7 protein-coding genes are annotated in these 13,666 nt (G+C 69.8%); 3 read left to right on the top strand and 4 right to left on the bottom strand.

From position 1 onward, the window contains the following. Positions 1 to 30 precede the first annotated feature (30 nt). The 4 genes from ACKI2N_RS09235 to ACKI2N_RS09250 all read right to left on the bottom strand — a co-directional run bounded on the left by ACKI2N_RS09235 (position 31) and on the right by ACKI2N_RS09250 (position 4,593). On the bottom strand, positions 31 to 1,341 hold the full coding sequence (locus tag ACKI2N_RS09235) for a TRAP transporter large permease (RefSeq protein ID WP_420993911.1): 1,311 nt from the start codon (positions 1,339 to 1,341) through the stop codon (positions 31 to 33). After that, on the bottom strand, positions 1,341 to 1,892 hold the full coding sequence (locus ACKI2N_RS09240; RefSeq protein ID WP_420993912.1) for a TRAP transporter small permease subunit: 552 nt from the start codon (positions 1,890 to 1,892) through the stop codon (positions 1,341 to 1,343). The genes ACKI2N_RS09235 and ACKI2N_RS09240 overlap by 1 nt, the downstream gene beginning before the upstream one ends. Positions 1,893 to 2,066: 174 nt before the next feature. Beyond that, complete coding sequence (locus ACKI2N_RS09245; RefSeq protein WP_420993913.1) at positions 2,067 to 3,056, bottom strand: TRAP transporter substrate-binding protein; 990 nt, start codon at positions 3,054 to 3,056, stop codon at positions 2,067 to 2,069. Positions 3,057 to 3,249: 193 nt separating this feature from the next. Continuing rightward, positions 3,250 to 4,593: an amidase gene (locus tag ACKI2N_RS09250; protein ID WP_420993914.1), complete on the bottom strand. Its 1,344-nt coding sequence runs from the start codon at positions 4,591 to 4,593 to the stop codon at positions 3,250 to 3,252. A gap of 395 nt (positions 4,594 to 4,988) precedes the next feature. On the opposite strand from ACKI2N_RS09250, the gene ACKI2N_RS09255 reads away from it, so the two are divergent. The 3 genes from ACKI2N_RS09255 (at position 4,989) to purL (ending at position 13,576) form a co-directional block, all read left to right on the top strand. Next, positions 4,989 to 5,576, top strand: coding sequence for a winged helix DNA-binding protein (locus ACKI2N_RS09255; protein WP_420993915.1), 588 nt, complete (start codon positions 4,989 to 4,991; stop codon positions 5,574 to 5,576). Positions 5,577 to 5,636: 60 nt separating this feature from the next. After that, entirely contained in the window at positions 5,637 to 9,281 is a 3,645-nt protein-coding gene (locus ACKI2N_RS09260; RefSeq protein ID WP_420993916.1) for a hydantoinase B/oxoprolinase family protein, read from the top strand. A 248-nt stretch (positions 9,282 to 9,529) separates the two neighbouring features. Then, positions 9,530 to 13,576, top strand: coding sequence for a phosphoribosylformylglycinamidine synthase (gene purL / locus ACKI2N_RS09265; protein WP_420993917.1), 4,047 nt, complete (start codon positions 9,530 to 9,532; stop codon positions 13,574 to 13,576). Positions 13,577 to 13,666: the final 90 nt, after the last annotated feature.

Here is a 13,666-nt window from a genome sequence, read left to right on the forward strand (position 1 = left end):
CGGCGGCATGCGGCGGCCGGCATTGCAGCGCTACTTCAGTTCCTTCTGCATCACCACGTCGGGCAGCCACGTGACCAGGGTCGGCCACACCGTGATGATGCCGATGGCGATCACCATCATCATGAAGAACGGCAGCGAGACCCGCGCGATGTAGTTGCTGTCCTTGCCGGTCATGCTCTGCAGCACGAACAGGTTGAAGCCCACCGGCGGCGTGACCTCGGCGATCTCCACCAGCAGCACGATGAATATCCCGAACCATACCAGATCGAAGCCCGCCGCCTGCACCATCGGCAGCACCGTGGCGGTGGTCAGCGCGATCATGGAGATGCCGTCCAGCGCGGTGCCCAGCAGGATGTAGATCACCGTCAGCACGGCGATCAGCGCCCACGGCGACAGGTGCATCGACGCCACCCATTCGGCCAGCGCGCGCGGGATGCCCGTGAAGCTCATGGTCACCGACAGGAACGAGGTGGCGCCCAGCACGAACATGATCATGGCGGTCAGCCGCGTGGCCGACATCAGGCTTTCCCAGAACGCCTTGCGCGTCAGCGAGCCGCCCGCCCAGGCCAGCCCCAGCGAGGCCACCACGCCGTAGGCGGCGGCCTCGGTGGCGGTGGAGTAGCCGGTGATCATGATCCAGGTGATGAAGGCGATCAGGATCATGCACGGCATCAGCTGGCGGACCGAGGCCAGGCGCGAGCGCCAGTCGAAGCGCTCGGCCGGCGGCGTCTTGTCCGGGTTGGACAGCGCCCACGCCACGATATAGCCCGAGAACAGCAGCATCAGCAGCAGGCCCGGCAGGAAGCCCGCCAGGAACACGCGGATGATGGAGACGTCCGCCGACACCGCGTACACCACCATGGTGATCGACGGCGGGATCAGGATGCCGAGCGTGCCGGCGCACGACAGCGAGCCCAGCGTCACACGCTCGTCGTAGCCGCGCCGGGTCAGCTCGGGCAGCGCCGACTTGGCGATGGTGGCGCAGGTGGCGGCCGACGAGCCCGACACCGAGCCGAAGATGCCGCAGCCCAGGATGTTGACGTGCATCAGCCGCCCGGGCAGCCAGTTCAGCCACGGCGACAGGCCGTTGAACATCTGCTCGGACAGCTTGGTGCGGAACAGGATCTCGCCCATCCACACGAACAGCGGCAGCGAGGCCAGCGTATAGGACGCGCTCGACGACCACCACGCATTAGCCAGGTTGACCAGCGCGTCATGGTCGGCGAAGACCACCAGCCCCACCCAGGAGGTGACGGCGATGGCCACCGGGATCCAGGCCCCGATCACCAGGAACACGATCATCACCAGCAGCAGGATCAGGGAAACCAGGACGGTGCTCATCAGACGGTCTCCCCGAAGTCGCCGGCGGCCAGCTTGGCTTCCTGCGCCAGCTGGTAGCGCGGCTTCTGGCGGCGCGCCACGCGCAGCAGCTCGTCGAGCACGGCCAGCGCGAAGCCGGCGCAGCCCAGCACCGCGAAGCTCTGCGGAATCCACAGCGGCACCACGATCTGCCCCTGCGAGACGTCGCCGATCTCCCAGCTCTGCCAGGCGAAGCTCAACAGCGCCCAGGTGGCATAGCCGGCAAACACCGCGCAGATGGTCAGCGAAAGCAGATCGAGCCACCAGCGCTGGCGCGCGTTCACGGCTTCGAGCAGCATTTCCACGCGCACGATGCCGCCGTGCTGGAAGGTCTGGCCGAGCACGAGGAAGGCGGAGGCCGCGCACAGCCAGGCGACGATGTCGTCGCCGCCCTTGAAGACGATGGTGGTCTCGCGCGAGAAGGACATCAGGATCATGATGATGCAGACCCCGAGGATGCACAGCGCGCCGAGCACGGCGAACAGGTCAAGCAGCCGGTCGAGCCAGCGCTTGTTGAGGGCAGGAGCTTCCATGGCGGGTGAGGAGGGAGGATGCGGTGATAAGAGACGCGGGCCGCGGCGGCAGGCTGCGCCGCCGCGGCTGCACCCGGAGCGCGGCGCCGGTGCGCCGCGTCCCGCGTGCATGGCGCCTGGCTGGCGCCGGGTACGGCACCGGATGCCGGACCGGCTCCGGCTTACGGCACCGGTTTACTTCTTGTAGGCCTCCAGAATGGCCTTGCCGTCGTCGCCGGCGCTCTTGGCCCACTCGTCGACCATGACCTGGCCCACCTTCTGCATGTCCTGCTTGAGCTGCGGCGAAGGCGGCTGCACGGTCATGCCGTTCTTGCCGAGCACGGCCAGGTAGTCGCGCGTCTTCTGCTCGGAGACCTGCCAGCCGCGCTTCTCGGCCTCGGCCACGGTCTTGAGCAGGGCGTCCTGGGTCGGCTTGTCCAGCGCGGCGAAGGCTTTCTTGCTGACCACCAGCATGTTCTTCGGCAGCCAGGCGTCCACGGTGTAGAAGTACTTCACGCTTTCCCACACCTTGGTGTCCACGCCGGTGGCGCCCGAGGACATGAAGGAGTTGACGGTGCCGGTGGCCAGCGCCTGGGCCAGGTCGGCGGCCTGGATGGTGACCGGCTGCGCGCCGACCAGTTCGGCGATCTTGGAGGTGGCGGGGTTGTAGGCGCGCCACTTCAGGCCCTTCATGTCGGCCGCGGCGTTGATCGGCTTGTTGGCGTAGATGCCCTGCGGCGGCCAGGCCACGGCGTAGAGCAGCTTCATGCCCTGCTTGTCGAGCACCTTGTCGGTGACCGCGCGCGAGGCCTGCCACAGCTTGTAGGAGTCCTGGTAGCTGGTGGCCAGGAACGGCACCGCGTCCACGCCGAACACCGGGTTCTCGTTGGCCAGCAGCGACATCAGGATCTCGCCCATCTGCACCTGGCCGGTCTGCACGCCGCGCTTGATCTCGTTGGCCTTGAGCAGCGAGCCGTTGGGGTGGATCTGGATCTTGAGCTTGCCGCCGGTGGCCTTCTCCACGTCGTTGGCCATCTGCTGCAGGTTTTCGGTGTGCAGGTTGTTGGTGGGGTAGCCGGTCGGCAGGTCCCACTTGGTCTGCGCCTGCGCCACGGGGGCCAGCGCGGACGCGGCGGCCAGCACCCCGCCCACCAGCATGTACTTCAGTGTTGCCTTCCCTTGCATCGATCTCTCCTGGTTGGTCGTTGCGGCTCGGTCTGTTGTTGTGCGGCGGTCTTGTGCGTCTTTTTGTGCGTCTTCTTGTGCCTCTCGGTGCCGCGCATGCTGCGCGTCTTGCCGTGTCCTGCATTCGTCCCGCCCGCGCGGCCTGGCTCAGGGGCTGCGCGGGCAGGTGGGGGCTTGCCGGGGTGCGGCCGCCTCAGGCGGCCGGCTTGACGACGGGTTCCAATGCAATTGCCGTGCCCAGCAGTTGCGCGTCGCGCAGCGCACCGTGCGAGAGCATCAGCCCGACCGGCAGTTCGCCCGGCTGGTGGCAGGGCAGCGAGATCGAGCAGCCGTCGAGGAAGTTGAAGGCCGAGGTGTTGCGCAACAGCAGCGCGTTGGTGCGGAAGAAGAGATCGTCGTCGCCCAGCAGCGGCGCGACCGGCGGCGCCACCATCGGCACGGTGGGGCAGGCCACCGCGTCGAAGCCCTCGATGCGCGCCAGCACGCGCGCGATCCAGGCGGCGCGCGCGCGCATCAGGTCCACATAGTCGGGCGCGCTCATGGCGGCGCCGCGCTCGATGCGCATGGCCACGCGCGGGTCGTACTGGCCGCGCCGGCCGGCCAGCACGTGGCGGTGGATGGCGTAGGCCTCGGGCGCGGTGAAGCCGCCGGCGGCATTGATGCCGGGCAGCTCGGTCAGTTCGGGCAGGTCGACCGGCTCGATCCGCACGCCGGCCGCGGACAGCAGGCCGAGGGTACGGTCGAAGGCGCGCGCCACGGTGGCGTCGAGGTCGTCCAGCAGGTACTGGCGCGGCACCGCCAGGCGGATGCCCGCCGCGGCCTTGCCGGCAGGCACCACGGCCTGGTCGGCGATCACGCTGTCCACCAGCACGCAGTCGCGCACCGAGCGCGTCATGGCGCAGGCGGTGTCCAGCGTGTAGGACAGCGGAAACGCGCCGTCGAGCGGCACCCGCCGCGTGGTCGGCTTGAAGCCGGTCAGCCCGCACAGCGCCGCGGGAATGCGGATCGAGCCGCCGGTATCGCTGCCCAGCCCGGCCACCGCCAGCCCCAGCGCCACGGACACCGCCGCGCCCGACGACGAGCCGCCGGGAATGCGCGCCACGCTGCGGTCGGCGGGGTTCGCCGGGGTGCCGAAATGAGGATTGATGCCGACGCCGGAGAAGGCGAACTCGGTCATGTTGGTGCGTCCGACCAGCGCCGCGCCGGCCTCGCGCAGGCGGCGCACCACGGTGGCATCGGCCGCGGCCGCGGGCGCATCGTTGCGTACCGGAGAGCCAGCGCGCGTGACCTCGCCGGCCACGTCGAACAGGTCCTTGACCGAGACCGGCAGGCCCGCGAGCGGATGCAGCTGCCGGCCGGCGCGGGCGGCGGCATCGGCCGCGCGGGCGGTTTCGGCGGCGCTGTCGAAGGTGGCGTGGAGCAGCACGGCTTGCGCCGCGGGTTGCCGCGCGAGTTCGGCGGCTTCTGCGATCACGCCGGCCCGCGAAGCGGAGCCATCGTGAAGTTTTGTCTGTAATGTGTGGATATCGGCGGGCATCGGATTCGCGGTTCAGGCGCGTTCGGCAAGGATCGGGTCGAGTCTAGCCAGTGCGCCGGTGCCGCGCAACCAGACCGCCGGCGGGCTGCCCGCGGGCCCCGCGATAGTGCGCGGGCTAGTGCATTGGCGACTGTGCCTGCCCTGTCTTCGTGCAGAATCCACTGCTACGTCCCCGATGTTTTGCTTGGATTTATTTGGTGTTTATCCTCATAATTTGTTTATAAACTGTCAAGCCAAATCTGCGGGCGAGACCCTCGGGGATATACCTAGTCAGGTCAGGCCCGTGTCGGTTCCTCGGGGCCGCCATGCGGACGCGCCAGACCACACAGACCAGCACGGACCAACGCATACCAACGCATACCAACGCATGCCGACAATGAGAGAGGAGTGTAGAGATGGCTCGTAAGCCAGCCGCCGACCACGACAACGCCGGGCAGGACGCGCCCGCCCGTGCCGCCACCGGCGCGCTGCCGCGCGCGCTCGGGCCCAATATCGTCTCGTCCTCGCACCTGGTGTCCGAGCGCAGCCCCGAGCTGTCGGAGTTCGAGTTCGGCCTGAACACCGCGTACAACGCCTACAGCCGCTGGGTGGTGCGCTGCATGGGCGCCTCGGGCGTGCGCGACCTGACCTTCCTCGACGTGCTGGTGCTGCATCACGTCAACCACCGCGCCCGGCCCAAGCGGCTGGCCGACATCTGCTTCGTGCTGAACGTGGAAGATACCCACCTCGTGACCTACGCGCTGAAGAAGCTGCAGGGCATGGGGCTGGTGGAAGGCGAGCGCGTCGGCAAGGAAGCCACCTACACCACCACGGCGGCCGGCACGCAGGCCTGCGCCCGCTACCGCGAGATCCGCGAGCAATGCCTGACCAGCAATTTCACCGCCGGCAGCGCGGAGAACATCGAGATCGGCGAGCTGGCGCGGCTGCTGCGTGTGCTCACCGGCCTGTACGAGCAGGCCGCCCGCTCGGCCACTTCGCTGTAGGCCGCCCTGCGCCACCGCCGTTCCCCGATTCCACACCACGCTAGACAAGGAAGCCCCCGCATGTCGCTGCCATCCTCCGCCGCCTTCGTCCCGGACCGCCGCCGCTGGCAATTCTGGATCGACCGCGGCGGCACCTTCACGGACGTGGTCGGGCTGCGGCCCGACGGCACGGTGGTCACCCACAAGCTGCTGTCCGAGAACCCGGAGCAATACAGCGACGCCGCCGTGGCCGGCATCCGCCACCTGCTGGGCCTGGCGCCGGGCGAGCCGGTCACGCCGGCGCTGGTGGAGGTGGTGAAGATGGGCACCACGGTGGCCACCAACGCGCTGCTAGAGCGCAAGGGCGAGCCGCTGGCGCTGTTCATCACGCGCGGGTTCCGCGACGCGCTGCGCATCGCGTACCAGAACCGGCCGCGCCTGTTCGACCTGAACATCGTGCTGCCCGAGCTGCTCTACCGCGAGGTGGTGGAAGTGGACGAGCGGCTCGATGCGCGGGGCGGCGTCGTCGCGCCGCTGGACGAAGCCACGCTGCGCGCCGACATGCGGCGCGTGTTCGCCGGCGGCACGCGCGCCATCGCCATCGTGTTCCTGCACGGCTACCGCGCGCCGGCGCACGAGCAGGCCGCGGCGCGCATCGCGCGCGAGACCGGCTTCACGCAGATCTCGGTGTCGCACCAGGTATCGCCGCTGATGAAGCTGGTCTCGCGCGGCGACACCACCGTGGTGGACGCCTATCTCTCGCCGATCCTGCGCCGCTACGTCGGGCAGGTGGAGCAGCAGATGCCCGGCGTGCGGCTGCAGTTCATGCAGAGCAGCGGCGGCCTGACCGACGCGCACCGCTTCCAGGGCAAGGACGCCATCCTGTCCGGCCCGGCCGGCGGCATCGTCGGCATGGTGCGCTCGTCGCAGGGCGCCGGCTTCGGCCGCATCATCGGCTTCGACATGGGCGGCACCTCCACCGACGTGTCGCATTTCAACGGCAGCCATCCCAACGATTTCGAGCGCGTGTTCGAGACCGCCGTGGCCGGCGTGCGCATGCGCGCGCCGATGATGAGCATCCACACGGTGGCCGCCGGCGGCGGCTCCATCCTGCATTTCGACGGCAGCCGCTTCCGCGTGGGGCCGGACTCCGCCGGCGCCAACCCGGGCCCGGCCAGCTACCGGCGCGGCGGCCCGCTGGCGGTGACCGACTGCAACGTCATGCTGGGCAAGATCCAGCCGCGCCATTTCCCCAGCGTGTTCGGCCCGGGCGCCGACGCGCCGCTGGACCGCGACGTCGTGGTGTCGCGCTTCGCCGAACTGGCGCAGGCGGTGAGCGCCGCCACCGGCGACGCGCGCAGCCCGGAGCAGGTGGCCGAGGGCTTCATCGAGATCGCGGTCGGCAACATGGCCAACGCGATCAAGCAGATCTCGGTGCAGCGCGGCCACGACGTGACCGGCTACACGCTCACCACCTTCGGCGGCGCCGGCGGCCAGCATGCCTGCCTGGTGGCGGACGCGCTCGGCATGCAGACCGTGTTCGTGCATCCGCTGGCGGGCGTGCTGTCGGCCTACGGCATGGGGCTGGCCGACCGCACCGCGATGCGCGAGCGCGCCGTGGAAGCGCGGCTCGATGCCGCCGCGCTGCCGGCGCTGCAAGCCACGCTCGACGCGCTGGCGCAGCAAGCGCGCACCGAATTGCTGGAGCAGGAAGTGGCCGACGCGCAGATCGACGTGGTGCGCCGCGCCCACCTGCGCTACGAGGGCACCGACTCGGCGCTGGTGGTGCCGTTCGGCACGCTCGCGGCCATGCAGGCCGCCTTCGACGCCGCCTACCGCCAGCGCTACGCCTTCCTGATGCAGGGCAAGCCGCTGATCGTGGAGGCCGTCTCGGTGGAAGCCATCGGCAGCAGCGAGCCGCCCGCGGAAAAGCTGCCCGAGCCGCTGCCGCGCAGCGGCGGCCCGGTGCCGGCCGAGCACGTGCGCATGTTCAGCGGCGGCGCCTGGCACGACACCGGCCTGTTCCCGCGCGACACGCTGCGCCCCGGCGACGTGCTGCCCGGCCCGGCGATCATCGCCGAGCGCAACGCCACCACCGTGGTCGAGCCCGGCTGGCAGGCCGAGCTGACCGCGCGCGACCATCTCGTGCTCACGCGCGCGGTGCCGCGCCCGCAGCGCCGCGCCATGGGCACCGATGCCGACCCGGTCATGCTGGAGGTCTTCAACAACCTGTTCATGTCGATCGCCGAACAGATGGGCCAGCGGCTGCAGAACACCGCCTACTCGGTCAACATCAAGGAGCGGCTCGACTTTTCCTGCGCCATCTTCGACGCCGGCGGCAACCTGATCGCCAACGCGCCGCACATGCCGGTGCACCTGGGCTCGATGGGCGAAAGCATCAAGACGGTGATCGCGCGCAATGCCGGCCGCATGGCCGACGGCGACGTCTACGTGCTCAACGACCCCTACAACGGCGGCACGCACTTGCCGGACGTGACCGTGATCACGCCGGTGTTCGACCAAGCCGGCAGCGAGATCCTGTTCTACGTGGGCTCGCGCGGCCACCACGCCGACATCGGCGGCATCACGCCGGGCTCGATGCCGCCGGACTCCACCGTGGTGGAGGAGGAGGGCGTGCTGATCGACAACTTCCCGCTGGTCAAGGCCGGCGTGCTGGACGACGCCGGCATGCGCGCGCTGCTGGCCGGCGGGCGCTACCCGGCGCGCAACGTCGACCAGAACATGGCCGACCTGCGCGCCCAGGTGGCGGCCAACGCCAAGGGCGTGGAAGAGCTGCGCAAGATGGTGGCGCAGTTCGGCCTGCCGGTGGTGCGCGCCTACATGGGCCACGTGCAGGACAACGCCGAGGAAGCGGTGCGCCGCGTCATCACCGCGCTCAAGGACGGCGCCTACGACTATCCGCTCGACAACGGCGCGCGCATCCGGGTGAAGGTGACGGTGGACCAGGCCCGGCGCGAGGCGGTGGTGGACTTCACCGGCACCTCGGCGCAACTGCCCAACAACTTCAACGCGCCGCGCGCGGTGTGCATGGCGGCGGTGCTCTACGTGTTCCGCACGCTGGTCGACGAGGACATCCCGCTCAACGCCGGCTGCCTCAAGCCGATCAAGGTCGTCATCCCGGAAGGCTCGATGCTCAACCCGCGCTATCCGGCCTCGGTGGTGTCGGGCAACGTGGAAACCTCGTCGTGCATCACCAATGCGCTGTACGGCGCACTGGGCGTGGTGGCCGCCAGCCAGGGCACCATGAACAACTTCACGTTCGGCAACGCGCGCTACCAGTACTACGAAACCATCTCGGGCGGCAGCGGCGCCGGCCACGGCTTCGATGGCTGCGACGTGGTGCAGACCAATATGACCAACTCGCGGCTGACCGACCCGGAAGTGCTGGAATGGCGCTTCCCGGTGCGGCTGGAGAGCTACGAGATCCGCCCGGGCTCGGGCGGCGCGGGGCGCTGGCACGGCGGCGACGGCGGCATCCGCCGCGTGCGCTTCCTGGAGCCCATGACGGCCTCGATCCTCTCCAACAACCGCCTGCACGCGCCGTTCGGCATGGCCGGCGGGGCGCCCGGCGCCACCGGCCGCAACTACGTGGTGCGCGCCGATGGGCGGGAGGAGCCGCTCGGCCACGTGGGCCGCTGCGAGATGGAGGCCGGGGACGTGTTCGTGGTGGAAACGCCGGGCGGCGGGGGCTTCGGCCAGGCCTGAACCGGCGTGGCGGCGGCAGCCCCGGAGGCAGCCCCGGTGACGGCCCGGGTGAGGGCCCGGGCGGCGTGTGGCGATAGTGCCGCTCGTCGGCCCGCGCGCCGCTGCCGCCGGGGCGCGGCAGGCTCTGCTGCAACGCGGGAAAGGGCGGCCGACAAGGTATAATGCCGGTTTCCCGCCAGCACGGCGCCCCAACCAGCGGCGCCGGCCGGTAGCAGCCCCTACCTCCTGCCCTCCCGACCGCTCAGACCATGGCGCATTTCTCGTGCTTCCCCGGCGCATTGGCCCTTTCCGCCTTCCGCCAGCAACGCCTGCTCACCGCCCTCAAGCAGATCGACGCCGACATCGAGTCGGTTCACGGCCAGTTCCTGCATTTCGTCGATTCCGATGTGCCGCTGTCGCAGGACGACAGTGCCCGCATCGGCGCGCTGCTGACCTACGGTGCGCCGTTCGAGCCGCAGGCCGAGGGCGACCGCTTCGTGGTGATCCCGCGCTTCGGCACGATCTCGCCGTGGGCCAGCAAGGCCACCGACATCGCGCATAACTGCGGCTTTGCCCACGTGCACCGCATCGAGCGCGGCATCGAGATCACCGTGATCTGCAAGAAGGGCCTGCTGCGCGGCCGCAAGACGCTGGACGCCGGCACGCGCGCCGCCGTGGCCGCGCACCTGTTCGACCGCATGACCGAGACCGTGGTCGCCGCGCGCGAGGACGCCGCCGGGCTGTTCCAGGAGCTGCCGGCCAAGCCGCTGCGCTTCATCGACATCGCCGGCGGGCGCGCCGCGCTGGCGCAGGCCAACACCGAGATGGGCCTGGCGCTGTCGGACGACGAGATCGACTACCTGGTGGATGCCTACGCCACGCTCGCGCGCAACCCGACCGACGTCGAGCTGATGATGTTCGCGCAGGCCAACAGCGAGCACTGCCGCCACAAGATCTTCAACGCCACCTGGACCATCGACGGCGTGCAGCAGGACAAGTCGCTGTTCGCCATGATCCGCAATACGCACCAGCTCAACCCGCAAGGGTCGATCGTGGCGTACTCGGACAACTCGGCGGTCATGGAAGGCGGCGTGGCCGAGCGCTGGTATCCGCGCGGCGCCGGGCAGAAGTACGGCCGCCACGAAGCGCTCACGCACACCCTGATGAAGGTGGAGACGCACAACCACCCGACCGCCATCTCGCCGTTCCCGGGCGCCTCCACCGGCGCCGGCGGCGAGATCCGCGACGAAGGCGCGACCGGCCGCGGCGGCAAGCCCAAGGCCGGCCTGACCGGCTTCACCGTGTCCAACCTGATGCTGCCGGACGCCGTGCAGAGCTGGGAAAACGCGCGCGACGCCGCCCAGCCGCTGGCGCACCGCAATCCGGACGACAAGGCCGGCGTGACGGGCAAGCCGGACCGCATCGCCTCGCCGCTGCAGATCATGATCGACGGCCCGCTCGGCGGCGCCGCCTTCAACAACGAATTCGGCCGCGCCAACCTGGGCGGCTACTTCCGCGTCTACGAGCAGAACGTGGGCGGCACCGTGCGCGGCTACCACAAGCCGATCATGATCGCCGGCGGCATCGGCGCGATCGACGCCAGCCACACCCACAAGAAAGCGCTGCCGGCCGGCAGCCTGCTGATCCAGCTGGGCGGGCCGGGCATGCGCATCGGCATGGGCGGCAGCGCCGCCAGCTCGATGGCCACCGGCACCAACACCGCCGACCTCGACTTCGACTCGGTCCAGCGCGGCAACCCGGAAATGGAGCGGCGCGCGCAGGAAGTCATCAACGCCTGCTGGCAGCTCGGCGACGACAACCCCATCCTGTCGATCCACGACGTGGGCGCGGGCGGCATCTCCAACGCCTTCCCCGAGCTGGTGGACGGCGCCGGCCGCGGCGCGCGCTTCGACCTGCGCCAGGTGCACCTGGAAGAGTCGGGCATGAGCCCGGCCGAGATCTGGTGCAACGAGTCGCAGGAACGCTATGTGCTGGCCATCGCGCCGGATTCGCTGCCGCTGTTCCAGGCCATGTGCCAGCGCGAGCGCTCGCCGTTCGCGGTGGTCGGCGTGGCCACCGAGGAAAAGCAGCTGCAGCTGGTGGACGCGCACGTCGACGCCGCGCTCAAGGAGCACTACGCCGTCGACATGCCGATGGAAGTGCTGCTCGGCAAGCCGCCGCGCATGCACCGCGACGTCAGGCACGTCGAGCAGGAACTGCCGCCGGTGGACGTGACCGGCATCGCGCTGGAGCAGGCCGTGCGCGACGTGCTGCGCCACCCGACCGTGGCCAGCAAGTCCTTCCTGATCACCATCGGCGACCGCACCGTGGGCGGCATGAACGCGCGCGACCAGATGGTCGGCCCGTGGCAGGTGCCGGTGGCCGACGTGGCCGTGACCACGCTCGACTACAAGGGCCGCGCCGGCGAAGCCATGACCATGGGCGAGCGCACGCCGCTGGCCGTGATCAACGCGCCGGCCTCGGGCCGCATGGCCATCGGCGAGGCGCTGACCAACCTGGCCGCCGCGCCGGTCAAGGACCTCGGCAAGGTCAAGCTGTCCGCCAACTGGATGGCCGCCTGCGGCGTGGACGGCGAGGACGCCAGGCTGTACGACACCGTGCGCGCGGTCGGCATGGAGCTGTGCCCGGCGCTCGGCATCAGCATCCCGGTGGGCAAGGATTCGCTGTCCATGCGCACCAAGTGGGACGACAACGGCATCGCCCGGGAAGTGGTGGCGCCGGTCTCGCTGATCATCTCGGCCTTCGCCGCGGTGGACGACACCGACCGCACGCTGACCCCGCAACTGCGCACCGACGCCGGCGACAGCGTGCTGATCGCCATCGACCTGGGCCGCGGCAAGAACCGCCTCGGCGGCAGCATCCTCGCGCAGGTCACGCAGCAGGTCGGCGACGCCACGCCGGACGTGGACAGCGCCGAGGACCTGAAGAACTTCTTCAACGTGATCCAGCGCCTGAACCGCGAAGGCAAGCTGCTGGCCTACCATGACCGCTCCGACGGCGGCTTCATGGCGGCGCTGGCGGAAATGGCCTTCGCCGGCCATTGCGGCGTGTCGCTCAACGTCGACATGCTGGCGCTGGACCCGCAGCAGGAACAGGACTACGGCGACGCCAAGAACTGGGCCCAGCAGATCTCCGAGCGCCGCAACGACCAGACCCTGCGCGCGCTGTTCTCCGAAGAGCTCGGCGCGGTGATCCAGGTGCGCCTGTCCGAGCGCGACGCCGTGTTCGGCGTGCTGCGCGAAGCCGGCCTGTCGGCCTGCAGCCACGTGGTGGGCAAGCCCAACGCCACCGACCAGATCGAGATCTACCGCGACGCCAGGAAGGTGTTCGGCGCCGCCCGCGGCGAGCTGCAGCGCACCTGGAGCGAGGTGAGCTGGCGCATCGCGCGCCTGCGCGACAACCCGGCCTGCGCCGACAGCGAATACGACCGCCTGCTCGACGCGGCCGACCCGGGCATCTCGCCGGTGCTGACCTTCGACCCGGCCGAGGACATCGCCGCGCCGTTCGTGGCCACCGGCGCCCGCCCGAAGGTGGCGATCCTGCGCGAGCAGGGCGTCAACTCGCAGATCGAGATGGCCTACAGCATGGACCGCGCCGGCTTCGACACGCACGACGTCCACATGAGCGACCTGATCGCCGGGCGCGCCAGCCTGGCCGACTTCACCGGCTTCGTCGCCTGCGGCGGCTTCAGCTACGGCGACGTGCTGGGCGCCGGCGAAGGCTGGGCCAAGACCATCCTGTTCAACGCGCAGATGGCCGAGCAGTTCGCCGCCTTCTTCAACCGCCAGGACACCTTCGCGCTGGGCGTGTGCAACGGCTGCCAGATGATGAGCAACCTCGCCCCGATCATCCCGGGCGCGGGCGCTTGGCCGAAGTTCACGCGCAACCAGTCCGAGCAGTACGAAGCGCGCTACGTCACCGTGGAAGTGCAGTCCTCGCCGTCGATCTTCTTCGCCGGCATGGAAGGCAGCCGCATCCCCATCGTGGTGGCGCACGGCGAAGGCTTCGCCGACTTCTCCCGGCAGGGCGACCAGCAGCAGGCCCGGGTGGCGCTGCGCTTCGTGGACAACCACGGCGCGCCGACGCAGACCTATCCGCTCAACCCGAACGGGTCGCCGGACGGCATCACCTCGGTGACCACCACCGACGGCCGCTTCACCGTGCTGATGCCGCACCCGGAACGCGTGTTCCGCACCGCGACCATGAGCTGGGCACCCGACGCGTGGAAGCAGATCGCCGACGGCGGCAGCCCGTGGATGCGCATGTTCCGCAACGCCCGCAAGTGGGTGGGGTGAGGCGATAGCGTCTCCAAGAAAAAACGGACCCCGAGGGGCAATGCCAGTTAGTTAAGCCAGAGCGAATGTGACTTGGAGTAAAAAGGGAGC

Origin of the sequence: Cupriavidus sp. 30B13 (assembly GCF_049059565.2) — a bacterium.
In the GTDB taxonomy this organism is placed as follows: Bacteria; Pseudomonadota; Gammaproteobacteria; order Burkholderiales; family Burkholderiaceae; genus Cupriavidus.